Source organism: Pseudomonas sp. PvP027 (assembly GCF_017833005.1).
GTDB lineage: Bacteria > Pseudomonadota > Gammaproteobacteria > Pseudomonadales > Pseudomonadaceae > Aquipseudomonas > Aquipseudomonas congelans.
In genome coordinates, this window is sequence record NZ_JAFIBK010000001.1 from 2,174,405 (window position 1) to 2,200,034 (window position 25,630).

The following is a 25,630-nucleotide window of genomic DNA, read 5'->3' on the forward strand; positions in this document are numbered from 1 at the left end:
CCCTCCTTCACAGCAACCACCGACCGCAGGCATAGGCCGCCCCCAGCAATGCAGATGGCGTCAGCACCCCGACCCATGCCTGCAGCGCCGTGCGGCAGGCAAAACACCAGAGCACCGCGCCCAGATAAGCGAGGAACGACAGCATCATGCCCGTCACTACTGCCTCGGCACGGGTAATCGGCAGCCATTGTGCGATGCAGGTGCTGAACAACGAGGCCAGCAGGTAACCGGCAAATACCGCAGCCAGTGACCGCGAGGCAATGGCAAGGCGATAGGCAGCCGTCACGCCACTGGTTCTGGCTTTTGCCGCGCGTTTTTCCGGCAGCGGGCGGCTTGCAGTGGTGACATCCATCAAAGGGTCTTCATTGATTCATGAAACCTGGGAAGCCGGTCCTGGGCGACCGGGAAGCGGTCGCAACGAAAGCCAGCGGTATGCGCCATTCATCCCGGACGGGACAAATGAACCGCAATATTAATGATAAATATTCTCATACGCAAAAGAGTCTGCCAGAATCCACGCCACCAATGAGTCCCCGTGGATTGTTCCCCGTGATGCCCGTCGCCCACTCCGCTCTCAATCACACTGTCGAAGGCCTGTACAGGGCACACAACGCCTGGCTGACGACCTGGTTGCGACGCAGGCTCGGCTGCCCGCACAGCGCAGCGGACCTGGCCCAGGACACCTTCATAAAAGTGCTGGGCGCACGCGATACACCGCAAATCGTCGAGCCGCGAGCCTTCCTGACAACGATTGCCAAGCGTGTGCTGTGCAACCACTACCGGCGTCAGGACCTGGAGCACGCCTACTATCAGGCACTGGCCGAACTGCCGGAGAGCGTGGCGCCTTCGGAAGAAGAGCGGGCGATCATTCTCGAAACCCTGGTCGAACTCGACCAACTGCTGGACGGCTTGCCAACCCTGGTCAAGCGGGCATTTCTGCTGTCGCAGGTCGATGGGCTGAGTCATGGCAGCATCGCTGTCGAACTGGGGATTTCCATCGCCACGGTCAAGCGCCACCTGAACAAGGCCGCCCTGCGCTGCTATTTCGCCCTATGAATCCGAACAGTGACTCCCTGAACAAATCCGACATCTCGCCTGCCGTGGCACAGCAGGCCGTTGGCTGGCTGCTGGAAATACAGGAAGGCACGCTGGATGCCCGCCGTCAGCACGCCTGGCAGCTGTGGCTCAATGGCAACGCCGAGCACCAGCGGGCATGGGCGCACATGCAGCGGGTCAATCAGCGCCTGAGCGGGCTGTCCTCGCCGCTGGCGCATGCGGCACTCAATGCGCCGAAGTCCGCCAGCCGTCGGCATGCGCTGAAACTGCTGTTGCTGCTCGGTGCGGGCTCGGCAGCGGGCTGGAGCCTGCGCGAGCAGATCGCCCTGCAACCTTTGCTGGCCGACTACGACAGTGGCGTGGGCGAACAGCGCAAGGTGGCGTTGAGCGACGGCAGTCAGGTGCAGTTGAATACGGCCAGCGCAGTGGATGTGCGTTTCGATGCACAGCAGCGCCTGATCGAACTGCTGCAGGGCGAAATCCTCATGACTGCCTCGGCGGACACGCGCCCGCTGAACCTGCTAAGCACCGAAGGTACGGTCAAGGCGTCGACAGGCGCCAGCCGTTTCAACCTGCGCCAACTGAATGGGCGCACGCAATTGGCAGTATTTGCCGGAGCGCTTGAAATATCCCCTGCCGGCAAGAGCGGCCCCGGTTTGATGCTGCAGGCCAGTCAACAAGTGACGTTCAGTCGTGATGCCTGGGATAAGGTTGGTCCGCTGGACGCTGGCAGTGGCGCCTGGGCGGACGGGATGCTGGTGGCGTCGCGCATGAGGCTGGCGGATTTTCTCGCAGAATTGAGCCGCTACCGCCGCGGTCGCCTGAACTGCGATGCCAGGGTTGCCAGCCTGCTGATTTCCGGTAGCTACCCGCTGGCCGACAGCGAGCGCATCCTCGACATGCTCGAACTCGCCCTCCCGGTGCGCGTGCAACGCTTCACCCGCTATTGGGTGAACGTGCAGGCGCGGGTGTGATCGTGATTGCTCGTTCCCACTTTTCAGTACTCACGTGGACATACGCGTCTTGGAGAGCCCGAAATACAGGGCTGACTACGCTGACTATCGTTCCCACTCAGCGTGGGAATGCAGTTCGTGACGCTCTGCGTCACACAGCGGTTCTGTGACATCAGTGATGACTATCGTTCCCATGCTCCGCGTGGGAACGCCTTTCGTGACGCTCTGCGTCACACAGTGGTTCTGCGATGTTAGTTGGATTGGTGTTTGGCTCCGGTCACCTTTGCGCCCTTACGGCGCCTTACTTTGAGGGACCAAAGTAAGCAAAGTCCCCGCTCCGTTTCCGGCCCGACTTCGTCGGGTTCCTTCGCCCTGTCACTGATCCGGGGGTCGCCGCAACGGGCCATCCATGGCCCGGTGCGGCTAGCCTGGCGTCCTGCCAGGCTAGCCCCGGATCAGCGCCAGGGCTCAGCCGTCACTTACGTCGCACTCTGCGTCGTCTGTGCCACCGTGGTTGGACTATCGTGCAGACGCTCCGCGTCGGCATGCAGTTGACTATCGTTCCCACGCTCCGCGTGGGAATGCCGTTCGTGACGCTCTGCGTCACACAGCATTTTTTGGATGTCAGGTGGATTTGCACTGGCCAGTTAAAAATTTTCAAAATCCGTGAGCCGTTTTTCAATGCTCGCGTGACAGACAGGGAAAGCCTCTCTCAACCTTCCGGTCAAAGGACTCCCGCATGTCAGCCCGCCCTACTCAACTTTCTCCGCTGGTGCGCACATTGCGCCATGTCATTTTCGGCGCCAGCCTCTCGGTCGGCAGCCTGTCGATGGCGCAGGCCACCGAGGTCGCACCCAAGGTGTATCACATTGCGCCAAGCGAGCTTGAAGCGGCGCTGAACCAGTTCGGTCGTGAGTCCGGCGTGCTGATTTCCTATGGCTCGCAGATTACCAGCGGCCTGAAAAGCCGTGGCCTGGAAGGTCAGTACACACCCGAGCAGGGCCTGAATGCCTTGCTCGAAGGCACCGGCCTGCAGGCCATGGCCGATGGCAATAACGGCTTCACCCTGCAATCGGCAAATACGGCTGGCGCGCCGATCGAGCTGGGGGTTTCCACGGTGGTCGGTGACTGGCTGGGCGCTGCGCAGCAAACCAACGTTTTCGAACATCCCGGCGCACGTGACGTGATTCGCCGTGAGGAATTCGAGCGGGTCGGTGCGACGTCGGCGCGTGAAGTGCTCAATCGTATTCCGGGCGTCAATGCTCCGGACAACAACGGCACCGGCAGCCATGACATGGCGTTGAATTTCGGCATTCGTGGCCTCAATCCACGCCTGGCGTCGCGTTCTACCGTGTTGATGGACGGTATCCCGGTGCCATTCGCGCCCTACGGCCAGCCGCAACTGTCGTTTGCGCCGATCAGCATGGGCAACATGGACGCGGTCGATGTGGTGCGTGGCGGTGGCGCAGTCCGTTACGGTCCGCAGAACGTGGGCGGCATCGTCAACTTCGTGACCCGCGCGATCCCCGATGCCCCAACTCTCAAGGGCGGCATACAAACCGAGACCAGCCCGTCTTCCAGCCACGACGGTTTCAAGACCACCGGTAACCTGCTGGCAGGTGGCACCGCGGACAACGGCCTGGGCGGCGCGGTTCTGTATTCCGGCGTACGCGGCGGAGACTGGCGCGAGCACAGCGACACCGAAATCGACGACCTGATCCTCAAGGGTAAATACCAGATCGACGACGCCAACAGCCTTAACGCCATGGCGCAATACTACGATGGCGAAGCGCAGATGCCAGGTGGCCTCAGCGTCGCGGACTACGATGCCGATCCGTACCAGTCGACACGCTTGAAGGACAAGTTCTGGGGCCGTCGCACGATGTTCAACTTCGGCTATCGCTACGAACAGGACGCGCGCGTTTTCACCGCCAACACGTTTTTCACCAAGACCCTGCGCAGCGGCTATCTGGATCAGGGAAGCTTCGTTTCCCTGTCGCCTCGCGAATACTGGGTGCGTGGCTTGGAAACACGATTCTCGCAAGGCTTTGCGCTGGGCGAAACCTGGCATGAAGTCGGCGTTGGCTACCGCTACGTCAACGAGGCCGGTCACGAACTGCGCTACCGCGAGCCGGTCACCGGCAACCTGCCGACCACCGCCAGCCGCAACGACCGCGACACACGCGGCGCGACCGAAGCGCATGCGTTCTACATCGACGACCGCATCGATATCGGCAAGTGGACCATCACGCCGGGCGTTCGCTACGAGATGATCGACACCGCCCAGAACAACAACCTGACCAATGCCCGATACCAGGGCGACTACAGCACTGCGCTGCCCGCGTTGAATGTGCTTTATCACCTGACCGACACCTGGAATCTGTACGCCAACACCGAAGGCTCGTTCGGCAGCGTGCAGTACAGCCAGATGCCTAACCGCGTCACCGGTGACGAAGTCAAACCGGAAAAAGCCCGCACCTGGGAACTGGGCACACGCTACGACAATGGCAACCTGAGGGCCGAGATCGGCGCGTTCCTGATCAACTTCGACAACCAGTACGACAGCAACCAGACCAACGACACGGTGATCGCACGCGGCGAGACGCGCCATCAGGGCATCGAGACCAGCGTCAACTATGCGCTGGAGGGGCTGAGCCCGGTGCTGGCCGGGTACGATATCTACGCGACCTACGCCTTCGTCGACGCCACGATTCGCGAAGACGGCCCGAACAAGGGCAATCGCGTGCCGTTCTCGTCAAAGCACAAGGGAACGATGGGCGTCAGCTACACCGAAGGGCCGTGGAAGCTCAATTTCGACAGCTCCTTCCAGAGCGATCAGTTTGCCGACAACGCCAATACCTCGGCTGAAAGCGCCGACGGCAGCACCGGCAAGATCCCCGGGTACATGCTGTTCAGCACCCGCGCCAACTACGATTTCGGACCGCAACTGTCCGACCTCAACGTAGCGGTCGGGATGAAAAACATCTTCAACCGCCAGTACTACACCCGCTCGTTCGACGACAACAACCGCGGCAAGTACGTCGGCGAACCGCGCACCGTTTACGTACAGACGTCGGTCGCGTTCTAGTTTTCGGGCGCAAGAGCGAGAGCAGTGTTCTCCCGGACACCTCTCGTTCCTCGCGCTCTGCATGGGAATGCCGTTCCGGACGCTCTGCGTCCGCTCCTGATTCGCAGCCTCGCGCCAAGGCAGCCATTTTTTGCTGCGAAATATTTCTTACACATTGGGGTTGAATTGTCAGGCCATTGCCGCCAACACTGTGAATGAGCGCAAACGAAAACGATTCCGAGAGGAATCATGCAGTCCAGCCTCGCACGAGCAAGCCCTAATAAGGATTAACTATGCAAATCCAGGTCAATAGCGATAATCACATCGAAAGCAGTATCCGACTGGAGGAGTGGGTTCGTACCACCGTTGAAAGCACGCTCGAACATTACGATGAAAACCTGACCCGCGTGGAAGTCCACATCCGCGACGAGAACGGCGACAAGCCTGGCCCGCACGACATCAAGTGCCAGATGGAAGCTCGCCCCAAAGGACACCAACCCATTTCTGTTTCCCACAAGGCTGATACGGTAGATCAGGCTGTGGATGGCGCTGCTGTAAAACTCGATCATGCCCTCGAGCATCTGTTCGGTAAACTGCGCGGCAAACGAGGCGCCGCACCGACCATCGTCGAACAGGATGAAGATCCGGTCAGCCCGGACGCGCTGCTCGAAGAAGAATTTCTGGAAAAAGAGCAGGAGAAAGAAGCCGCTCGTCTGACCTGATGCTTCACTGACACGTTTTGCAAGAAAAGGGCGAACCGGCAACGGTTCGCCCTTTTTGTTGCGATGGGCCGACAAGCGCACCACAAACGGTCGCTGCACAGCTTTGGCCACCTTGACCCATCGCTCGCCTCGCAGCCATTTTGATCGCCGCGTGCCGTCCATCGAATTTAACATCTTGCGCCGAACAGCCTGAGCGCTGCGCCTGACAGCCATCAGCGAGCAAAAAATCATGCCGCTCCCCTCCATGAACGGGCGGGTCAGCCCTCCATACCGGCAACCGCTCAACACTCTTCTCGCCGCTCCGCCGCACGACGCTCAACACCAGAACCTGGACAGTGGACGAGTACGGTTTCGACCCCGTCTTTACGAATCTCTGACGTCAAGATTCGGTTGTCGGAGTGTCAGACAATCATTCGAAAAAGTCATACCGCAACTGCATCCGCGAGAGGACCAGACCATGTGCGAGACATGTTTCCAGCCCGTTTTGGAGAGCACTTTTTTCAGCCGAATTGACTGGTTCGTCTTGCTGCAACGCAACCCACGAAGCGGCTTCGCAGTGCTCCCGCTCGGCGGTTTCCAGCGCATCGCCCCTGCAATATGGCCCGAACCGTGCAGTGTCCTCTAGTAAGCGCCACGAGGCTGGCCAACAGGACGGCTACTTCCTGACGCGGACTCAATGTTGTAAATGCCGCAAAGCTTGTCGAAACGCAACCTTTCATCAACGCGAAAGACGACAGCAACACTGTCAGCAGCCAGCGCAGGAGTAACGCAACCGCTGATCAGTCGTCGAGAACCAAAAGGACTACTACCCGGTCAACTTATGCAGACCATTGAGCAGGTGAATGATATGGACAATCCTTTTCAGATGATCACGGACACTTTTCACCCCGACTATCGGGTGAATCTGAGCATTCAAGGGCTGGACGGCAGTATCATGCTGACCTTGTCCAACGAACGCGGAGTCGTTGCGAAGCGCTTGATCAGCGCCGCCCAACGCAATGACCCACAACGCCTGCGCAAGCTGATAGAAAGCGTGCAATTCGGCATCGCCATCGAACGTGGCGACAGCGCGATCAAGATTCTTGCGGCGATGACCGATGGCGCGACCCTGAAAAAGACGCCTGTCCCGGCCAATGGTCTGTGGCCACAGAGTCAGGCAACGGTGAATGCCGGGGTTTGATTCACACCTGCCCTTCCCTTCTGTGCAGTGCCGTTGTCGGCGCTGCACAGAGCAAGAATAGGTTGATGCCTTTCAATATTCTCCAGCCTGCTTGAACGAGCTTCTCCCCCCGTAGAACCGGCCTTTCGCTATCATTCCCCCTCCCTCCTCTTCAGCAAAAGTACAGATACATCCTGCTACAACAATCCTTGCGCAGAAACATTCGAGCGACTGAGCACTGAGTTCAGCGCCACTGCACCTGCGGTTGATTCCGAGGAGGCAACATGTATTTACGTTATGGGGTATTGATCGCATCACTTGCGATAGCGTCAGGCTGTGTCGAGGAGCGTGTGGTCCACGAACGACCGCACGTCCATCATGAATACGTCGAAGAAGTGATCGCGCCGCAACCGCCACCGGAGCGCGTGGTCGAGGTGGAACCGGCCCCTCGTCCAGGCTATGTATGGGCACGCGGTTACTGGCACTGGAACGGCCAGCGATTCGTCCCGGTACATGGCCACTGGGAAACCGAACGACCCGGCTATCACTATGTGCATCCGCACTGGGAAAGCGCTGGTGACGGCTGGCACTGGCGTGCCGGGGTCTGGCTGAACTGATTGCCTTCTTTTAGTAAGCAGCGTGCTGGCGGCATCTTGCACAGATGCCGCCATTGCCTTGATCAGATTTCGCCCTTCTCTTCCGTCACTGCACCTTTGACGGCGCTGGAAGAATCGGGAATCTTCGCCGACGGGTATTTGTACGACGCGTAGCGCACCACCAGAATCGCAAAGGCCAGCAACAGGATGCCGCCACACAGGTAGATGATGCCGATATCCGGTGGGTTGTGGTGGGACACGTCGGAAATCAGCAGGCGGGTCAGTGCAGTGATCGCGACATAGATCAGGAAGCGCACGGGCATGTGGTTGGTCTTGAAATAAATCCCGGTCATCGCCCCCAGCTCGAGGTAGATGAACAGCAGCAGGATGTCATCGACCGTGACGTTGCCTTTCTCGACCATCCCCAGGAATGCGACCACTGACGCCCAGGCAGTGATTGCGCCGATCGCGAACAGGGCGAGAAAGTGGAAGCTCTCTACACACAGATTGCCCAGTGACTCGGCCTGCGCATGCACGCGGTGTCTTATCTTTACTGCCCATTTGTTTCCCATGACGCGTTACCTCTGAAACTTCGTTTATGCCGACCGGATGATGCCGGGTACTCGTGACACCGTTGTGGCCTGCTTTTTAAAGCAGGAACAGGGCCATAGGCTATGGTTGAGAGCGCGGCGGGTTGTCGCAAGGCACATTTGCGGCGCAAAAAAGATGCGTAAACGCCACTATTCAGGCAGGGCTTGATTGGCACATGGCTTTTACTGTATAAAAACACAGTAATCGAGAAATCGCTTTCGCTGTTGCGTCGCAGGTCAGCTTCCATAAAGGCCTTCACGCAGTGCCCCGCTACACCTGACCGGCGCGCTGGTCATGCACGATCAATGCTTTGCATACCCGCTGGTCAGAGCACAAAGCGCTGAACGTCCGGGTCTAGCCCTTTCAACACTGGATAAGACGACGAGGCCAAAATGGCTGTTGAAACCCTTTACCGCAGTACCCGCGATCTGGAGACTACTTTCGTGGACCGTAAACTCGCCGATGCGCACGACCAAATGCTCGAGCTGGCCGAGCTTCTCACCGACGTCCTGATCAAGAACGTGCCGGGGATCTCGGAGAAGCATGCGGAGGACGCGAGCATTTACATGGCGAAGAATCGCGCCGTGTTCGCAGCGGCTTTCAAAAACAACGCGACCGCGCTCAGCGAGCTGTCGGAGCCGGCCGAGGCGAAAGACTGATTCCGCTGTGGGCTGCGACTCCCCTCATTGCGAGGGGGTCGCCAATCATTCTCATTTAAAGGCTGGGCAATCATTCGTATTGCTGCTACAACTCAATACTGTATATGCCGCACAACTTGAACAGTATCTAAGCCCATTCCTAACATCCCGTCTGCCTGTCAGCGTGTCAAACTCGATACCTAATCAAAGTTCCCGACCGTCATTATATTAGCGTCATTTTTGTGAACCCCTTCTCTCTTCCTGTCATTAAACAGGCGTCAGGATTCTGCTGTAGTGACGCATGCCTCAGCGCTGCCCTTTTTGTTGGAGCTTTTTGCCATCAGCCATAACTATCGCGGGTAGGTTGGCATTCAAAGCAGTCGGAAAAGCGTTACTGAAAACCTCTGAAATCCACGTATTCATTGGTCATAACGTCATTTTTCAAAAAAACAATCCTGTACTGACCGTGGTGAAATTCTAAAGTTCATACCCATCATTACTTTGAAAAATACTTAATAAAACGTTTTGCTTTATTATCTTGTTCTGTTAATAATCCCGACAACTCCGGGTAACAAGGCATATTGCTACATTCACACTGAAGTGAACATCGAGCCACAAACTCCGATCTTTCCGCCCGAGAAATTCATCAACTCGCAAACGACCAAGCTGTTCTCAGCCTGGTTTTTTTGCTGCTGTGCGGCGCGCTAAAGGCGCGGGAGGAAATAATGGCTGGTCTGCACCCCAGAATGAAGGTCCTTTCCATTTTCGGTACTCGTCCGGAGGCCATCAAAATGGCTCCCCTGGTCAGAGCACTGGCTGCAGAGCCAGGTATCGACTCAAGAATCTGCATTACCGGGCAGCATCAAAGCATGCTGCAACAGGTGCTGGACATGTTCGAGCTCAAAGCCGACTACAGCCTCGATGTGATGCGCCCCGATCAGACACTGAACTCGCTGACAGCTGCGCTTTACGCGGCGATCGACCCGATTCTGGACGAGATGAAGCCGGACAAGGTGCTGGTTCACGGCGACACCACATCGGCAATGGTGGCGGCCATGTCGGCCTTTCATCGCCGCATCCCCATCGGCCACGTCGAAGCAGGCCTGCGCACCGGCGACATCCGTCAGCCATGGCCTGAAGAGATGAACCGTCGTTGCATCGATCTGATTTCCGATCACCTGTTCGCCCCCACCGCCGAGTCGCGCCGCAACGTGCTGGGCGAGCGCCTGCAGGGGATCTCGTTCGTGACCGGTAACACCGTGATCGACGCCCTGCACCTGACCGCGCAACGAATCGACAGCAACCGTCAGTTGCGCCACGCCCTTGATCGCCAGTTTTCGTTCCTGGTGCCCGAGCGCAGAGTATTGGTTGTGACCGGTCATCGTCGCGAGAACTTTGGCGACGGCTTCCTGAACATCTGCAAGGCGCTGGGCGAACTTGCCAGACGCGACGACATACAGATCGTCTACCCGGTGCACCTGAACCCCAACGTGCTGGGGCCAGTGACCGAGCACTTGGGCGAACTGCCCAACGTGCACCTGATCAAACCGCTGGACTACCTGTCGTTCGTGCGCCTGATGCAACGCGCTCACGTGATCCTCACCGATTCCGGTGGCGTGCAGGAAGAAGCGCCGTCGCTGGGCAAACCGGTATTGGTCATGCGCGATGTCACCGAGCGCCCGGAAGCGGTCGCCGCAGGCACCGTGCGCCTGGTAGGCACAGAAACGGACGCCATCATTCGTGGCGTGAACGCCCTGTTTGACGATGACGTCCTGTGGCAGAACGCCTCCCGCTCAGCCAACCCTTATGGCGACGGTAAAGCCAGTTCACGGATCGTCGATGCCCTGATGGGCCGTCCGGTGGATGAATTTGTCGCCGAGCTGCCGCGTCAGCGCCAGGACCCGGTGGACATGCAACTGGATACGCGAATCAAGCCCCAGCACGAACATGCAGAGTTGCGCTCGATGGCCAGTTAGCACGAAGGACGCGCAGGTAGCGCAAGCAAACCCTAAAAATCCGCAGGAAGCAGTCCGCAAACGATACGGGCACCCGGTTCAGACCGAGTGCCCGAAAAACGTTGTAGAAGACCGGCGCCTGTATCAAGACCCAATGGCCTTGAGCCTTTACCGAGATCTGCACGATGAAATCTTCCGTTGCCGTAAACATGGGCGCGTTTGGCGTACTTGCCTGCGGGGTGAGCCTGCTGGCTCTGATGCCTGCATTCGCCCTGGCTGCCGAAAGCCCGCTGACCCAGGCGATCAACCGAATCACTGCCGACAATCGCCAGGAGAGAGTGGTCGAGCTGAGGGAGCTGGGTATTGATCGCCCGATCATCCTCAATGCCAGCGATGCCCGCCGCGAGCTGTACCTGCCGGTGCCTGCCAATGTGCCGTTGACCGAGGCCACGCTGAATTTCGATGCCAGCTATCTGAACGGCGAGGCAGGCCGCAACACGCTGCTGCTGTCGCTGGACGGTTATCCGGTACGTGCGCTGGGCCTCAGTGAAGAACAGGGCAACGCCAGTGCGACACTGGGCGTCGACAAGGCAGCGCGCGAAAACGGTTCTGTGCGGCTGGGGATTGCCTGGTCGTCGGTGATCTCGAAAGTGCTCTGCGAAGATGAACGCGCTATCGGCAACGTGTTGCGCATCGATCCGCACACGCGCCTGACCTACAGCTACGACGCCAGCCAGTTGCAGGACGTCGGCGCAGTATGGAATGCACTGCCCGGCAAGCCCGGGCTGCTGGTTGCACCCGGCACATTGTCGAACGCCAGCTACGATGCCGCCTGGCGTCTGGGCGTAGCGCTGGAGCGCATCGGCAAGCAGGCACGCATCCTGCCGTTCCCTGCGGTGCAGGACAGCGTGGACCTGAGCGGCCTGACTATTCCGGCAGAACTCAAGCAGATCCCGGCGTTTGCAGGGCTCGAAGGCAAGGGCCAGTACACCCTGCGCGACCCGGCGGAAATCGGTGCATTGCTGATGCTCGGCCAGACACCGGCCTTGCAGGCCGACCTGGCGATCAGCGATCCACAGCTGCTCAAGGCAATCGACGACGCCATGGACGCTCTCCAGGCGCAGGTGCAAGGTCTGGATGCTTCGGCGGCCAGCGCATTGGGCCAATGGCGCGAACGTCATATCAAAAAGCCACTCGCCAACAGCGCCGGGGATGACGTGAGTCTGGCCCTGCTGGGCAATCGTGCACTGCTGATGATCAAGCCGGAGTCGGCCGACAAGGCCATCGGCCTGTTCAGTTCGGCGTGGAACAAACTGGCGCGCAATCGCCAGTTGACCATCGGCGAAGAAGCCGCCATGCCGCTGAGCGAAGACGGTCGCGTCGCACTGACCCGCCTGGGCGGCAAGCCCGGCACGGTGGATGTGCTGGCAAAAACCGACTGGAGCGCCTCGTTCCCGCTGGGCAGCGTTGCCTATGACGGTCGCGTACCGGTGACTGCGATGATCGATATCGCTGCCGCCCCCGGCGCATCGGGTACCCCACCGGTTGCCACGCTGTTCCTCAATGATTACCTGATCGGTGCGATGCAACTGACTGCCGATGGCAAGAAAGAGCGCATCGAAGCCCGGATTCCGCAGTACGCACTGGCGGCGCAGAACGTCCTGCGTGTGTCTTTCCAGCGTCAGCCAGTCAGCAACCAGTGCCTGGAAACGCCGCAGGCGTTCCCGATCTCGGTACTGCCGACCAGCCACATCGTGCTGGACAAGGTAACGCCCGACGAAAACTTCTCGGGCATGGCGGCGCGCTTCGCCACCGACACGCAGATCATGGTGCCCAAGGGCTATCTTGAGCGCCCGGCCAGCAGCCTGCCGCAAGTCATCCGCATCGCCAGCGCGTCCGGCGTCTCGCCATTGCGCGCACAGCTCAGCGTCAGCGATGACGCCAGCGTCGCCGTGACCCCGGCCAAGTCTTTCCTGGCCTTCGAACTGCCCATCAAGGACGGCGCCGAGTCGGTCAAGGCCAGCAACGACGGGCATCTGCTGATCAACCACAAAGAGCAGACGCTGCTTGACCTCAAGTCGCTCAACCACCTGGCTTCGCTGCAAGTGATCGAAGCAGGCGGCCAGCACGGCATGATCTATCGCACGCTGGGCGGTCAGACCCCGGTTTTCGAACGCCCGGTACTGCTGGAACGTGGCAACGCCGCGCTGCTGGCTGACAGCGGCCCGGTCGCTACCTTCGACGCCAAGGACCCGACCGGCAGCCAGATGATCGAGGAGGAGGAAAGCACCGGCATCGACGCCTGGCGCAAACCGTCGCTGCTGTGGCTGATCCCGGCCGGCATCGTACTTTTTCTCATTCTGTTGCTGGCTGGCCGTAGCGCCCGTCGCAATCGCTCGTAACAGGCCGCCGCAATGACGTCGCTCTATTGGCCTTACTGGCTGGCCCATTACTACAGCGTGCTGGAAGTCGCGACGATCATTGTCGGGCTGATCATCCTGGTATCGAGTATCGATGACCTGTTCATCGATATCTGGTACTGGTCGCGGCGGCTGTACCGCAAGTTCACCGCCGAACGTCGCTACCGGCCACTGACTGCCGAGCAGTTGATTGCCCGCGACGAGCAGCCGCTGGCAATCATGGTTCCGGCATGGCTGGAATACGACGTCATCGCGCCGATGATCGAAAACATGGTGTCGACGCTCGACTATCAGAACTACGTTGTGTTCGTCGGCACCTACATCAACGACCAGCGCACCATCGATGAAGTGGAGCGCATGCGTCGCCGCTACAAGCAGTTGCACCGCGTGGAGGTGCCGCACGCCGGCCCGACCTGCAAGGCCGACTGCCTGAACTGGGTGATCCAGGCGATTTTTCTGTACGAGAAGACTCATTCCGTACAGTTCGCCGGGACCATCCTGCACGACAGCGAAGACGTGCTGCACCCGCTTGAACTGCGCCTGTTCAATTACCTGCTGCCACGCAAGGACATGATCCAGTTGCCGGTCGTGTCGCTGGAACGCAACTGGTACGAATGGGTGGCCGGCACCTACATGGACGAGTTCGCCGAATGGCACGGCAAGGACCTGGTAGTACGCGAAAGCATGACGGACACCGTGCCTTCGGCTGGCGTCGGCACTTGTTTCTCGCGACGTGCGCTGATGGTACTGGCGGATGAAAACCAGAACCAGCCGTTCAATACCGAAAGCCTGACCGAGGACTACGACGTCGGCGCGCGGCTGGCGAAGTACGGCATGCAGGCGATCTTCGTACGCTTCCCGGTGCAATTCCGGGTGCTGCGCAAATCGTGGTTCCGCAAGCCTTATGAGTCGACGCTGGAAATGCCGCTTTGCGTGCGCGAATTCTTCCCGGACACCTTCCGCACCGCCTTTCGCCAGAAAGCGCGCTGGACGCTGGGTATCGGTTTGCAAGGCTGGGAGCAAATGGGCTGGACCGGCTCGCTGGCCAATCGATACCTGCTGTTTCGGGACCGCAAGGGTGTGGTGACATCGTTTGTCAGCATCCTTGCTTATGCCATCCTCATTCAATTGCTGGTGCTTATTGTGCTGCGCTCCAGCGGACTGTGGAACACCAGCTTTCCGACACCCTTTGAAACCACCGGCCTGATTCAGTATCTGCTGGTAGCCAACGGCATCGCGCTGCTGTGGCGGATCCTTCATCGCTGCTACTTCACCACCGTGCTTTACGGTTGGCAGCATGGCTTGCTGTCGATACCGCGCATGGTGGTCGGCAACTTCGTCAACTTCATGGCTGCGGCTCGGGCCTGGCGGATGTTTCTGGTGGGCAAGGTGCTCAACCGCAAGCTGGTCTGGGACAAGACCATGCACGACTTTCCGTCCTCCGACCTGATTGCCGTCGCGCCCCGCCGTCTGGGTAGCGTGCTGCTGTCCTGGCAAGCCATCAACGACGAAAAACTGCAGACCGCACTGGCCGAACAACAGACCCGCCAGCTGCCGTTGGGCAGGATTCTGTTGAGTCATGGCTGGCTCGACGACGAAACACTGGCTGAGGCCATCGCCTTTCAGAACGACCTGCCGCGCGTGTTCGACATTGCCGGTAAACGTTCGACAACCGATGTACTGGCCGATGAGTTCTGCCTGCGCTGGCGTGTCGTGCCGTTGCAAAGGAATGCGCTGGGACGCCAGGAAATTGCAGTGGCCAGCCCGCTGCCGCCTGACGGTCTGCAGCAGATTACCGAACAGCTGGGTGCCGAGCCGGTGCAGTTGATTGCCCGTGAGAGCGACATCGTTGCGCAGTTGCGTCAGTTGCAGGTGGTCGAGGGTCAGCCGCTTCCAGCCAGGGCGCCATTGCTGGGCGATCTGCTGATCGAGCAAGGCCTGCTGGACCGCGAAGTGTTCCAGAAAGCCATGCTCGGCTACCGTCCGCATGTGCATGGCCGGATCGGCGATTATCTGGTCGACATCGGCGTGCTGCCCAGAGAAACCATCGAACAGGCTGTGGCACGTCAGCACAACCATTACCGATCTGACGATCAAACGGAGCAGCCACTATGAAGCGCCCCTTCATCCTGTCGCTGCTGGTGAGCGGCCTGGGTCTTGTCGCACCGCTCAGCCAGGCGGACACACTGCCCCTGCCGTTGACCGGACCCGCCTATGCCATCGCCAACGAAGCCTACATGGCCTACAACCGCAAGGATTACGACCTGGCCATCGCCAAAGCCAACGAAGCGTTGCGTCAGCGCGGTGACGCTCAGCAGTTGCGTGACCTCATTACTTTGGCCGAACGCGACAAGTACCGCCGCGATCACCCGCAACGCGCTTACAAGACACGTCCTCAACCTGGCTATCTGGAAGGCAATCAGGCGCTGCGCGCCTACGCCAAGCGCGACTACGACGACTCGGCCAGTCATGCGCGCAAGGCCGTTGCCCAGGCACCGAAGAACCTCGATTACCGCATGATGCTGATCGAGGCGCTGCAACGTCAGCAGCGTCTGGATGAGGCACAGGCAGCCATCAACGATGCCGAGCAGGCGCTGGGGCCGCAACAGGTCCTGACGCGTCGTCGGCAGGCGATTCAGGAGCAGGTGGCGGTCGATAAGGCAGCCACCGGCTACAAGGCACTGGCACGCGGTGATAACGACACTGCAGTCAGCGAAGCGCGGGAGGCTGTGCGCAGTTTTCCGAAACAGATGGCCTACCGCAAGCTGCTGGTCAGCGCGCTGATTGCCCAAGGACAGTATGCCGAAGCACGCTCTGCGGCCACCGAAGCGCTGGCGCTGAATGGCAACGACGCTACCCTGCTCGTCCAGCGCGGACAAATGCGTCAACGCCTGGGCGATCAGGATGGTGCGCGTCAGGACTTCGCCCAGGCAATGGCGGTCGGCAACCTGCCCCTGCGTGAACAGGCCTCGTTGTATGCCGCCATGGGCCAGCCGAGTGAGGCGCTGCAACGTCTGCAGCAAGCTCGCGATGCGGGCGAACTGCAACCCGGCGATGAAGTGCAGATTGCCTATTTCCTCAGCCAGGCGGGCGATGATCAAGGCGCGCTGGATACGTTCAAGCGTGTCGACCGTCAGTCCGGTCTCAAGCCCCGCGAAGTGCAGGATGCCGCCTACAGCGCGATGCGCACGTCGAATGATGCGCAGGCCATCGCCTACTTCAAACGCGTGCTCGATTATCAGCAGACCGGTGATTTGCAGATGCCCGCGCAACAGGTGTTCGACACCCGACGCGCCGTTTCTGATCTGTCCCGTGAATGGGGCCTGACCAACACCACGACTTATCGGGGCGCCAGCACCAGCAGCGGCCTGAGCGGCGCACCCGGCGGCAGCAATGACAGCGTGCAGAACAGCACCGAAGTGTTCTGGCGCCCCTTCGGTTACCGCAATGCGCGCTTCGTCGAGCTTTACGGGCGTATCACCGACACGCTGTGGAGCAAGGAAGGCGACTCCGACACAGGCGCGGACGCTTTGCAGGGCGCGCTCGGTATCCGGGTCAAGCCGTTCAGCGCAGTCAACGTGATCGGCGCCTTCGAACGCACCTTTCCGCTGGGCAACTCAAACGCCGATGGCGACTGGCTGGTGCGCCTGGGCTACGGCTCGAGCATCGGCACCGATCTGCGCGTCGATGTACCCAGCTGGTGGACTTCGCAGCTGTACGCTGAAGGCGGGCGCTATCTGCAGGACAAGCGCAACTACTTCAACAGTGAGTGGCAGGTCGGGCGCAGCTTCCGTCTGGACAGCATCAGCCCGCGGCTGGTGGTGTTCCCCCACGTGGTCGCCGCAGTGGACTACGATTCAAAGATGCGCAGTGAGGTCGACAGCCTGGGCCGTAGCAGCACATCATCCGGAAACGCTGGCGGGCTAGGCGTCGGTACGGGCGTGCGGTACTGGTTCCGTGAGGACAAATACAAGGCACCACAGTCGTACGTCGATGTCTCTGTGCAATACCGCGAGAAAATATTTGGTGATGACCGTGCACAAGGCGTCTTCGCACGCATGACGTTTTCGTGGTGATCCGCGCCCGTCATCCATCAGGGAGTAATGTTTGAAGGCTCTGGCCGCACTGCTGCGACAGGCAACATTGGTCAAGACCTCGGTGGCCGCCCTACTGGTGGGGGCGATCGCCCTCGGCACCAGCGAGCTGTATCTGCTGATCCAGCCCAAGGGCCCGGGGGTCGTCGGCATCGTCTGGCAACCGGATAACGCAACGGTAGGCATAAGCGGCAACTGGGACAGGCTCGGCGCGAGGCAATTGCTCGTGCAGTGGACGGCGGTCGATGATCAGTCGTTCATACCGGGCACCTCGATGGCCAGTGTGCCGGTGTTGCCGGACTGGACACGGATCGGCAAGGAGCCGTGGGCGCAGGAGGTGATCCTCGGGCTGGCCGGGTACTTCAGCGAAACCCGCTCACGGGACAATATCGAGCAACTGGCGGTGCTTTCGGCGCAACTGGCCAAGGTGAAAACGCCGCTCAATGTTACTGGCTGGTATTTCCCCGCCGAGGTCGACCCCAGCTGGAGCCGTGCCAAGGAGTTACCCGCACTGCTGGCGAAGCTGCCCAGACCGTTATGGATCAGCGTCTACGATGGCGCCAACATCGGGCCCGCCGCCACGGCGGACTGGCTGAAAACCTGGCTGCCGGACGACATCGGCGTGTTCTTTCAGGACGGCGTGGGTGTTTATGCGCGCACCGCTCCGGTTGCCCGGACCTACGCCGACGCCCTGCGCAAACGGCTGGGCAAGAATCGCGTGAGAATCATCGTCGAAGCCTTTCGCCCGCAGGTAGGCGGCGGCTTCCGCCCGGCAACGGCGGCCGAACTGAAACCGCAGATCGCAGCCTTCGATGGCTATCCGCTGTACCTGTTCGACGGTCCGCACTATGTGACACCCGACCTGATAGAGGCTCTGAGCAAGTAGAAACAAGTGGCGCTGGACGAAATTCGCGCACAGGGCTACAAAGAGTCTTCGCACTGGATTTCGAGCCGCACGGAGTGGTCAATGACGCCACGTCAGCATTGCCTGGCCTGCCTGCAACAGACACTGCCCTCGGTGTTTGAAGCTGCGTTATGGGTGTCGACCGAACATGACGCGCACTTCGCGTGGCATGAGGTGATGAACGAAATGGACCAGTTGCAGCGCCAGATAAGCGCGGCGCTGCCTGTCCTGCCTGCGCCTGAACTTGCACAACCGCTGTTGCGACAACTCAACGCCCTGGGTTTTCAGCAGGATGACTGGAATCCTCCCAAACCCGATTCGGCCCTTTTGCACAAGATCGTGCAGCAACGTCGAGGCCAGCCACTGGGACTAGCAATGATCGCGCTGGAGATCGCGCGGCGACTGGACATTGCGATGGAAGGCGTGAATTTTCCAGGTCACTTCCTGTTGCGCGTGCCAGGCGCCGATCACCTGCTCGACCCCTGCAGCGGACGCAGGCTCTATCCCGCTGACTGCCGCGAGCTGTTGATCAGACAGTTTGGCCCGACCCTGCAACTGCGCGCCGAGCACATGACACGCGCCACCCCGATCAGCATGCTGCAGAGGTTGTCGCGCAACCTGCGGCACCTGCACCAGATCAACGATAATGTCCTCGCGGCGCTGAAGGACGCCGACCGCATCGTCGAACTGGGCCAGGCCACCAGCAGTGATCATCTGGCCCGCGCCAGTCTGTACCAGTTCCTTGAATGCCCGCAGGCCGAACGCTTCGATCTGGAACGCGCGCTGTTGCTCAGTGAAGACCCACTGCAAAGACTCCAGCTTGCCGAGCGCCTGAGCCGTTTAGCGGTAAACCACCGCGTTCATTGAGCGCGCTGCTCATTCGCTGCGAATTGTTACCTGTCGGGTAATGCTGCATATCCTGTGCGGGGATTTTTCGGACGTCTGATGGTGGTTAACCTGCGCGCGTTAAATCGACGTGGATTTGCAAGCTCCCTTGATCCTGCGTTTTGTTTGGCCGCCGTGCAGTTATCTGTGCAGCGGCCTTTTTTATTGCCCGCGGGTTTTGACACTCTTCGCGTTTATGCCATGCAGCGTGCCTCAACCCTTGGCATTCGGCGTTCTTTTCATCAGCCCCTTGTTTTCCATGTCCTTGATCTTGCGCATCTCGTAACTGTCGCCCGAGTCGGCAAATGCCTGAAGGTTCTGCATGATATGGATGGTCTTGATGTAATCAGGCAATAGCGCCTTGGCGTATGGATCGCCGTTCAGCGCCTTCTCTTTCATTTCGATGATTCGGTTGGCAAAAAACTCCAGCGCGTTGATTTCCTTGCTGGGGTCGATCACTTTGCCTTTTTTGTCGAACTCGTCGCCTGCGCGACTCATCAACTCGGCGGTGTGATTATCAATCATGCCGAACTTGTACAGGATCATCCCCGCCCTGTTGAGATCATTGGGGGTTATCTGTTCGGGATTGAAGCCCTTGAACAGCGGCTTCATCTTGCGCTTCTCCATCGCCAGAGCATTGAGCGCGATCGAACTTTCGCCCACCTCCTGAAGCACCTGGGCTACCTGTGCCGCGGCCTTCTGGACCTTGACTCGTTCAGGAGGCGCCGCGACGTTTACCGGCGGAAAATCGCCCCATATTGATTTGGCCATGTGTCACTCCAGATATGAATGTGTTCGAACTTCATATCGGAGCCAGCGCGGCATGGTTGATAGGCGTGCAAAAATCCATACCCAGCCTACTGGACCACAAGAATACTCTTACATAACTCGATGAGACTTCTCATACATAATCAAGCCGTCAGTTTGAACAGGCGCGCACGTTCAACCGATACCCACGGTCTTGCATCAACTCTAGAGGCTGGTTATTCAACGTACTTCTGCAGGTTGGCCATCATTTCCTTCAACGCCTCGCTGGTGTCGGCAGGGTGCGCTGCATTGGCGAAATCACCAATCGCCTGCCAGTGCTCCGCAACGTCATCCGGGCTGAAACCTGTCTGCGGGTCGAAGCAGGCTCCCTGACTGCGCTGCCAACGGACCTTGCCGATCCAGCCGCCGCCCACTTCGAACAGGTCTCCACTGCTCTGGCATTGCTCGCTGCCCAGGTAAACCACCAGAGGGCTGACCAGTTCGGGCTTGAGCAGCTCGAAGACATTGGCAGGGATCAGGCCCTCGGTCATGCGTGTGCCGCCCGTTGGCGCTATGGCGTTGACCAAGATGTGATTCTTGCGACCCTCCAGCGCGAGGGTGCGGGTCAGCCCGTAAAGCCCCAGCTTGGCCGTCGCGTAATTGGACTGCCCGAAGTTGCCGTAGATGCCGGACGTCGATGACGTGAAGATCACCCGTCCATAATGCTGCTCGCGCAGATAAGGCCAGGCGGCACGGGTGACTTTGTAGGCCCCCTCGACATGCACGCGGTAAACCAGGTCCCAGTCGGCGTCCTCCATTTTGGCGAAGGTCTTGTCACGCAGGATGCCGGCGTTGTTGACCAGCACATCAATACGCCCGAACGCGTCAAGCGCATGCTGCACGATGCGGTGGCCCTCGGTCACCGAATCATGGCTGGCTATAGCAGTGCCACCTGCCGCGCAAATCTCCGCCACAACGCGATCGGCGGCAGACGCGCTGGCCCCTTCGCCATGCGCAGAAACACCCAGGTCGTTGACCAGCACTCGCGCGCCATGTTTCGCAAACAGCAGCGCATGAGCCCGACCCAGCCCACCACCAGCGCCGGTCACAATCACGACTTTATCGTCAAAACGCACTGACTCGCTCATCGCAGGCTCCATGCCTCAGGAATACGTTGCGATGAGTGTCGTCCACGCCCTGCATAGTCACAATCAACACGCGCTGTGCTGAATCATGCCCGATAAAGCAGCGCGATGTTTTCAGCCCAAGTGCTTGATGAACGCTTCCAGCCACGGCTCGGCGTCGGTTTCCGGAGTGACGCTTTCGCTTCCGTCCAGACGCAACATGTCCTGTACTTCGGTAACACCTATTTCAGCGAACAGTTCGCGCATCTGCTCACCGCCTGCACAGAAGGTGTCGCCATAACTGGCATCGCCCAGTGCTATCACACCGCCGGGCAATCCGCGCAGTTCGCCTGGCAGCCGGTCACGCAGCGCTGAATAAAGAGGCATGAGGTTATCGGGCAACTCCCCCATGCCGGTAGTCGATGTCACAGCGAGTATCGCCTGAGGCTCGAAGGCGAGCAGATCAGGCAGCATGAGCCGCGGATTGACGAGGGTTTCATGGCCGGCGGCACGCAACAGTGCAGCGGCGTGTCTGGCAACTTCTTCGGCCGATCCGTAGACCGTTCCACACACAATGGCGACTTTCATGGTTATTCCTGCAGCAACTTAAAAAAGTGAAACATTATGCCTTAGAATGCCGTCTGAATTTTCTACGGACCATTCTGCCTTCGGTCTGCCCGAAGAAGCACAGCAGAGTTGAAACACTTAAATGAAAAAATATGATGGATGGCCAGAACACTTTGCGGAATCAATGGTCTTTGTTCTCAATAACCGGTTAGACCGAGCCTCCGCCCATGCAACCTGATTCTCTTCTCACCCAGGCTGAGCTGGATTTCATCCAGAGCATGCACCGCAATCCCCAGCTCAACGTACGTGACAGTACGCGCAGCCTGCTGGTCAATGGCGGCATCCAGATTCAGGATCTGCTCACACGACTGGCCGCTCATGAGCAGGTCACGATCCATGCGCAGTTCGAGAATCAGCAGATGAATTTCCCTCTGCACCTGGTCGAGGACGAATTCCACGCATTGCATCTGGAGCTCGGCGCGCCGAGTATTTTCGAGGAAGGCCCGAAGATCCGCCCATGGCGGCTTGTGCTTGAAGAGCCGATCCCTCTCGAAACCGAAAAGGGCGCACTGACGGCGCTCTGGGTTCACGAGCTGTCGTTCAAGGGCGTGCTGCTCGAGTACCGCAAGGAAGGCAAGCTGCCGAGAAACTTTTCCGCCTGGTTCAACCCGCCAGGGCAAGCGCCTATTCCAATGCGCGGCAAGCTGGAGCGAATGATCGGGCAAAACGTCGGTGCCTATCATTTCAGCAAACATGGCAAGGACGATGCGGAACGCTTGCGCCAGTACATCCTGCAAGAGCATCGTCGCAAACATCCATCCTTGCACAAGTAACCCGCCTGCCCGGCAACGCTCTACCGGTCTCTCAGCGTTTCAGGAATAATCCTTGCTTGCTGTTCACGTGAAGCTGTCGCGATCCACCACCCCGGATCGCGGCATGTGACCTCCCTACCCGGGAATTTCACGCCTCTACCGGAGATATACAATGTCTACCTCACCCGTCACCTTGATGGTTGCCCGCCGCGTGGCGCAGGGTCGCTACCATGAAATGATGGCCTGGCTGCACGAAGGCGAACAGTTGGCCACGGACTTTCCGGGGTATCTGGGTTCCGGCGTACTGGCTCCCCCGCCCGGCGATGACGAATTTCAGATCATTTTCCGCTTTACCGATGAGCACACCATGCACGCCTGGGAGCATTCCGCCTCTCGACGCTCCTGGCTGGTGCGTGGCAGCGGTCTTTTCGCACAACCCTCGGAGCATCGGGTCAGCGGCATTGACGGCTGGTTCGGCGCAATTGATCAGCGCCCGCCGCGCTGGAAACAGGCCGTCGCGATCTGGCTGGCTTTTTTCCCCGTGTCGCTGATTTTCAACTTTCTGTTGGGCCCGCTGCTCAATCATCTGGACCTGTTGCCGCGCATCATGGTCAGCACAGCGGTGCTCACCCCGCTGATGGTCTATCTGTTCATCCCGCTGTCCACGCGCCTGCTGGCGCCTTGGCTACAGAGCACGCCTGCACCGGCACGCCCGACGCAATCACCGTCCCCTCGCTAAGCTCATAAAGACCTGTACACCCCCTGCCCTTCGGTACAGGTCTTGGTCGCTGCCCGGCCCCGTTCATTTCCTCAGTCTCCCCGTGCTCGGCGCATGCGAGCACTGCCTCGGCGAGTTTCATGATGTCCAGGGTTGTACAAAAAAATTCTCTGGTATAACTTTGCCTGTAAACCGGAAGAAACAATCGACCGTACAATCCCCGTCCACTACGGATAACCGATACGTGAGCTGTCGATGGCAATCTCTTCTGCACCGATTCTGATCACCGGCGCCAGCCAGCGCGTGGGCCTTCACTGCGCCTTGCGTCTGCTGGAACACGGTCAACGGGTGATCATCAGTTACCGCACCGAGCACGAAAGTGTGACGGAACTGCGCCAGGCTGGAGCAGTAGCCATCCACGGGGATTTTTCCTGTGAGGCCGGGATCATGGCCTTTGTAGAGCTATTGAAAGCCCAGACCTCGAGTCTGCGGGCCATTGTCCACAACGCTTCCGAGTGGCTGGCAGAAACACCGGGCGATGAAGCCGTGAACTTCAGCAGCATGTTCAATGTGCACATGCTGGCGCCGTACCTGATCAATCTGCATTGCGAGTCGTTGCTGACCGCCAGCGAGGTCGCTGACATTGTGCATATCAGCGATGACGTGACCCGCAAGGGCAGCAGCAAGCACATCGCCTACTGCGCAACCAAGGCCGGCCTGGAAAGCCTGACGCTGTCCTTCGCCGCCAGGTTCGCCCCGTTTGTCAAAGTCAACGGCATAGCACCGGCGCTGTTGATGTTTCAACCCAAGGATGATGCGGCCTACCGCGCCAACGCCCTGGCCAAGTCGGCCCTGGGCATAGAGCCTGGTGCAGAGGTGATTTACCAGAGCCTGCGTTATCTTCTGGACAGCACCTATGTCACCGGCACAACACTGACCGTAAACGGCGGACGGCACGTCAAGTAAGCCGCCCCGAGGATCATTCTGATGAGTTCGTCCCTGCCCCAGAACTATCGAGACATTCTGCTTGGCCTTGGTGAAGATCCAGACCGCGAAGGTCTGCTGGACACCCCGAAACGCGCTTCCAAAGCCATGCAGTATCTGTGTCACGGCTACACCCAGAGCGTCGAAGAGATCGTCAATGGCGCCCTGTTCGCCTCAGACAACGATGAAATGGTCATCGTCCAGAACATCGAGTTGTATTCGCTCTGCGAGCACCACCTGCTGCCGTTCATAGGCAAGGCGCATGTGGCCTACATTCCGACCGGCAAGGTGTTGGGCCTGTCGAAGATCGCTCGCATCGTCGACATGTTTGCCCGGCGTCTGCAGATTCAGGAAAATCTGACCAAGCAGATCGCCGATGCGATTCAGAAAGTCACCGGAGCCGCCGGTGTCGCCGTGGTCATCGAGGCCCAGCACATGTGCATGATGATGCGCGGCGTCGAAAAGCAGAACTCGACCATGAACACGTCAGTGATGCTGGGTGCCTTGCGTGACTCGAGCACCACACGCATGGAGTTTCTGCAATTGATCGGACGGAGCAGACAATAATGGCAAGACTCGAACCTGGCACCGCACGCATCCGGGTCAAGGACCTGCGTTTGCGCACGTTCATCGGCATCAACGAGGACGAAATCCTCAATAAACAGGACGTGCTGATCAACCTGACGATTCTCTATGCCGCCCAGGAAGCCGTTAGGGATAACGACATCGAGCATGCCCTCAACTATCGCACCATCACCAAGGCCATCATCCAGCATGTCGAGGGCAATCGCTTTGCCCTGCTGGAAAGACTGACCCAGGAAGTGCTGGATCTGGTGATGAGCCACGAGGCGGTGACCTACGCTGAAGTGGAAGTCGACAAGCCGCATGCCCTGCGCTTTGCCGAGTCGGTATCGATCACGCTCGCCGGTCAACGCTGAAACTCTTATCATGACGTCAACCGTCTACTGAAAAGAGCCCGTCATGACCGAGCAAGAACGCCTCGAACTCGAAGCTGCATCCTTCCGCCGACTGGTCGCACATCTGGACAGCCGCAAGGATGTCCAGAACATCGACCTGATGAACCTGTCCGGTTTCTGCCGTAACTGCCTGTCCAAGTGGTACAAGGCCGCCGCTGACGAAAAGCACATCGACCTCAGCCTCGATGATGCGCGTGAAGTGGTTTATGGCATGCCGTACAGCGAGTGGAAAGCCCGCTATCAGAAAGAAGCGAACGCCGAACAACAGGCGGCGTTCGTCAAGGAAACCAAACAACATGACTGATCTGACTTCCCTGCGCGCCAGCCTGCGCAGCGGCGAGCACACGTTTGCCGACACCCTGGCGTTCATCGCCGAAGGCTACGACTACCAGCCTCAGGCCTTCAAAAACAGCGACGTCGACAATGCTGCCGGGCAAAACGAAGGGTCGTGCAAGACCCTGGGCCTGGCATTACTGGAAGGCTTGACTGACGAAGAGGCGCTGCTGGCGTTCGGAGAGCATTACCGCTCGGTGCAAGCCACGCCTGAAGGCAGCGACCACGGCAATATCCGTGCGCTGATGGCGAATGGTCTGGCGGGTGTGAAGTTTGCAGCCGAACCGCTCAAGCGCAAGGCTTGATCGGCTGGATTGAAATCACATCG

General features: G+C 59.3%; 25 protein-coding genes. 20 read left to right on the forward strand and 5 right to left on the reverse strand.

The features are described 5' to 3' along the window. Positions 1-7: 7 nt before the first annotated feature. Positions 8-352: a DUF3649 domain-containing protein gene (locus JOE33_RS08990; RefSeq protein WP_010435515.1), complete on the reverse strand. Its 345-nt coding sequence runs from the start codon at positions 350-352 to the stop codon at positions 8-10. Between the two features lie 200 nt (positions 353-552). Between JOE33_RS08990 and JOE33_RS08995 the strand changes: the two genes are divergently transcribed. The 6 genes from JOE33_RS08995 to JOE33_RS09020 all read left to right on the forward strand — a co-directional run bounded on the left by JOE33_RS08995 (position 553) and on the right by JOE33_RS09020 (position 7,574). After that, positions 553-1,056 carry a sigma-70 family RNA polymerase sigma factor gene (locus JOE33_RS08995; RefSeq protein ID WP_010435518.1) on the forward strand — a complete coding sequence of 168 codons (504 nt, stop codon included), beginning with the start codon at positions 553-555 and terminating at the stop codon, positions 1,054-1,056. Next, on the forward strand, positions 1,053-2,030 hold the full coding sequence (locus tag JOE33_RS09000) for a FecR family protein (protein WP_096125178.1): 978 nt from the start codon (positions 1,053-1,055) through the stop codon (positions 2,028-2,030). The genes JOE33_RS08995 and JOE33_RS09000 overlap by 4 nt, the downstream gene beginning before the upstream one ends. 718 nt (positions 2,031-2,748) lie before the next feature. After that, positions 2,749-5,097 (forward strand): TonB-dependent Fe(3+) dicitrate receptor FecA, encoded by a 2,349-nt coding sequence (fecA, locus tag JOE33_RS09005; protein WP_187625152.1) that lies wholly within the window; start codon positions 2,749-2,751, stop codon positions 5,095-5,097. A gap of 272 nt (positions 5,098-5,369) precedes the next feature. After that, positions 5,370-5,798 (forward strand): HPF/RaiA family ribosome-associated protein, encoded by a 429-nt coding sequence (locus JOE33_RS09010; RefSeq protein ID WP_010437598.1) that lies wholly within the window; start codon positions 5,370-5,372, stop codon positions 5,796-5,798. Positions 5,799-6,645: 847 nt separating this feature from the next. Further along, the gene (locus JOE33_RS09015) at positions 6,646-6,978 is read left to right on the forward strand and encodes a DUF3509 domain-containing protein (RefSeq protein ID WP_025991111.1); all 333 of its coding nucleotides are present in this window, start codon (positions 6,646-6,648) and stop codon (positions 6,976-6,978) included. Between the two features lie 263 nt (positions 6,979-7,241). After that, positions 7,242-7,574, forward strand: coding sequence for a YXWGXW repeat-containing protein (locus JOE33_RS09020; RefSeq protein WP_010437601.1), 333 nt, complete (start codon positions 7,242-7,244; stop codon positions 7,572-7,574). A 62-nt stretch (positions 7,575-7,636) separates the two neighbouring features. On the opposite strand, the gene JOE33_RS09025 is transcribed toward JOE33_RS09020, so the two are convergent. Continuing rightward, positions 7,637-8,125 (reverse strand): phosphate-starvation-inducible PsiE family protein, encoded by a 489-nt coding sequence (locus tag JOE33_RS09025; RefSeq protein WP_010437603.1) that lies wholly within the window; start codon positions 8,123-8,125, stop codon positions 7,637-7,639. A 411-nt stretch (positions 8,126-8,536) separates the two neighbouring features. Here JOE33_RS09025 and JOE33_RS09030 point away from each other — a divergent pair, with 411 nt between their 5' ends. From JOE33_RS09030 to JOE33_RS09060, 7 genes are all read left to right on the forward strand, one after another. Then, on the forward strand, positions 8,537-8,803 hold the full coding sequence (locus JOE33_RS09030; RefSeq protein WP_003365454.1) for a YebG family protein: 267 nt from the start codon (positions 8,537-8,539) through the stop codon (positions 8,801-8,803). 704 nt (positions 8,804-9,507) lie between these two features. Then, positions 9,508-10,758 (forward strand): UDP-N-acetylglucosamine 2-epimerase (non-hydrolyzing), encoded by a 1,251-nt coding sequence (gene wecB, locus JOE33_RS09035; RefSeq protein WP_025991112.1) that lies wholly within the window; start codon positions 9,508-9,510, stop codon positions 10,756-10,758. A 164-nt stretch (positions 10,759-10,922) separates the two neighbouring features. Beyond that, entirely contained in the window at positions 10,923-13,139 is a 2,217-nt protein-coding gene (locus tag JOE33_RS09040) for a cellulose biosynthesis cyclic di-GMP-binding regulatory protein BcsB (protein ID WP_025991113.1), read from the forward strand. Between the two features lie 12 nt (positions 13,140-13,151). Next, the gene (locus JOE33_RS09045; RefSeq protein ID WP_032615855.1) at positions 13,152-15,272 is read left to right on the forward strand and encodes a glycosyl transferase family protein; all 2,121 of its coding nucleotides are present in this window, start codon (positions 13,152-13,154) and stop codon (positions 15,270-15,272) included. Beyond that, positions 15,269-17,233, forward strand: coding sequence for a tetratricopeptide repeat protein (locus JOE33_RS09050; protein WP_187625153.1), 1,965 nt, complete (start codon positions 15,269-15,271; stop codon positions 17,231-17,233). Before JOE33_RS09045 ends, JOE33_RS09050 begins: the two co-directional genes overlap by 4 nt. A 31-nt stretch (positions 17,234-17,264) precedes the next feature. Beyond that, on the forward strand, positions 17,265-18,137 hold the full coding sequence (locus JOE33_RS09055; protein ID WP_187625154.1) for a hypothetical protein: 873 nt from the start codon (positions 17,265-17,267) through the stop codon (positions 18,135-18,137). A gap of 81 nt (positions 18,138-18,218) precedes the next feature. Then, on the forward strand, positions 18,219-19,022 hold the full coding sequence (locus JOE33_RS09060) for a transglutaminase family protein (RefSeq protein ID WP_032615859.1): 804 nt from the start codon (positions 18,219-18,221) through the stop codon (positions 19,020-19,022). Between the two features lie 231 nt (positions 19,023-19,253). Here JOE33_RS09060 and JOE33_RS09065 read toward each other — a convergent pair whose 3' ends face one another. The 3 genes from JOE33_RS09065 to JOE33_RS09075 all read right to left on the reverse strand — a co-directional run bounded on the left by JOE33_RS09065 (position 19,254) and on the right by JOE33_RS09075 (position 21,499). After that, a complete protein-coding gene (locus JOE33_RS09065) occupies positions 19,254-19,811 on the reverse strand; it encodes a hypothetical protein (RefSeq protein WP_187625155.1) in 558 nt (185 codons plus the stop codon). A gap of 212 nt (positions 19,812-20,023) precedes the next feature. Continuing rightward, positions 20,024-20,935, reverse strand: a complete 912-nt coding sequence (locus JOE33_RS09070) for an SDR family oxidoreductase (protein WP_122579320.1) — start codon at positions 20,933-20,935, stop codon at positions 20,024-20,026. Between the two features lie 111 nt (positions 20,936-21,046). Beyond that, on the reverse strand, positions 21,047-21,499 hold the full coding sequence (locus JOE33_RS09075; protein WP_032615865.1) for a flavodoxin: 453 nt from the start codon (positions 21,497-21,499) through the stop codon (positions 21,047-21,049). Positions 21,500-21,705: 206 nt separating this feature from the next. On the opposite strand from JOE33_RS09075, the gene JOE33_RS09080 reads away from it, so the two are divergent. From JOE33_RS09080 to JOE33_RS09110, 7 genes are all read left to right on the forward strand, one after another. Continuing rightward, positions 21,706-22,311: a hypothetical protein gene (locus JOE33_RS09080; RefSeq protein ID WP_003365472.1), complete on the forward strand. Its 606-nt coding sequence runs from the start codon at positions 21,706-21,708 to the stop codon at positions 22,309-22,311. A gap of 151 nt (positions 22,312-22,462) precedes the next feature. Beyond that, complete coding sequence (locus JOE33_RS09085) at positions 22,463-23,029, forward strand: antibiotic biosynthesis monooxygenase (protein WP_122579319.1); 567 nt, start codon at positions 22,463-22,465, stop codon at positions 23,027-23,029. 234 nt (positions 23,030-23,263) lie between these two features. Then, positions 23,264-23,974: a dihydromonapterin reductase gene (folM, locus tag JOE33_RS09090; RefSeq protein ID WP_010437623.1), complete on the forward strand. Its 711-nt coding sequence runs from the start codon at positions 23,264-23,266 to the stop codon at positions 23,972-23,974. 21 nt (positions 23,975-23,995) lie between these two features. Continuing rightward, positions 23,996-24,559, forward strand: a complete 564-nt coding sequence (gene folE / locus JOE33_RS09095; protein WP_187625156.1) for a GTP cyclohydrolase I FolE — start codon at positions 23,996-23,998, stop codon at positions 24,557-24,559. After that, positions 24,559-24,930 carry a dihydroneopterin triphosphate 2'-epimerase gene (folX, locus tag JOE33_RS09100; protein WP_003316983.1) on the forward strand — a complete coding sequence of 124 codons (372 nt, stop codon included), beginning with the start codon at positions 24,559-24,561 and terminating at the stop codon, positions 24,928-24,930. The genes folE and folX overlap by 1 nt, the downstream gene beginning before the upstream one ends. 43 nt (positions 24,931-24,973) lie before the next feature. Further along, positions 24,974-25,273 carry a DUF1244 domain-containing protein gene (locus JOE33_RS09105; RefSeq protein WP_010437625.1) on the forward strand — a complete coding sequence of 100 codons (300 nt, stop codon included), beginning with the start codon at positions 24,974-24,976 and terminating at the stop codon, positions 25,271-25,273. Then, entirely contained in the window at positions 25,266-25,607 is a 342-nt protein-coding gene (locus JOE33_RS09110; RefSeq protein ID WP_096131852.1) for a HopJ type III effector protein, read from the forward strand. Before JOE33_RS09105 ends, JOE33_RS09110 begins: the two co-directional genes overlap by 8 nt. Positions 25,608-25,630: the final 23 nt, after the last annotated feature.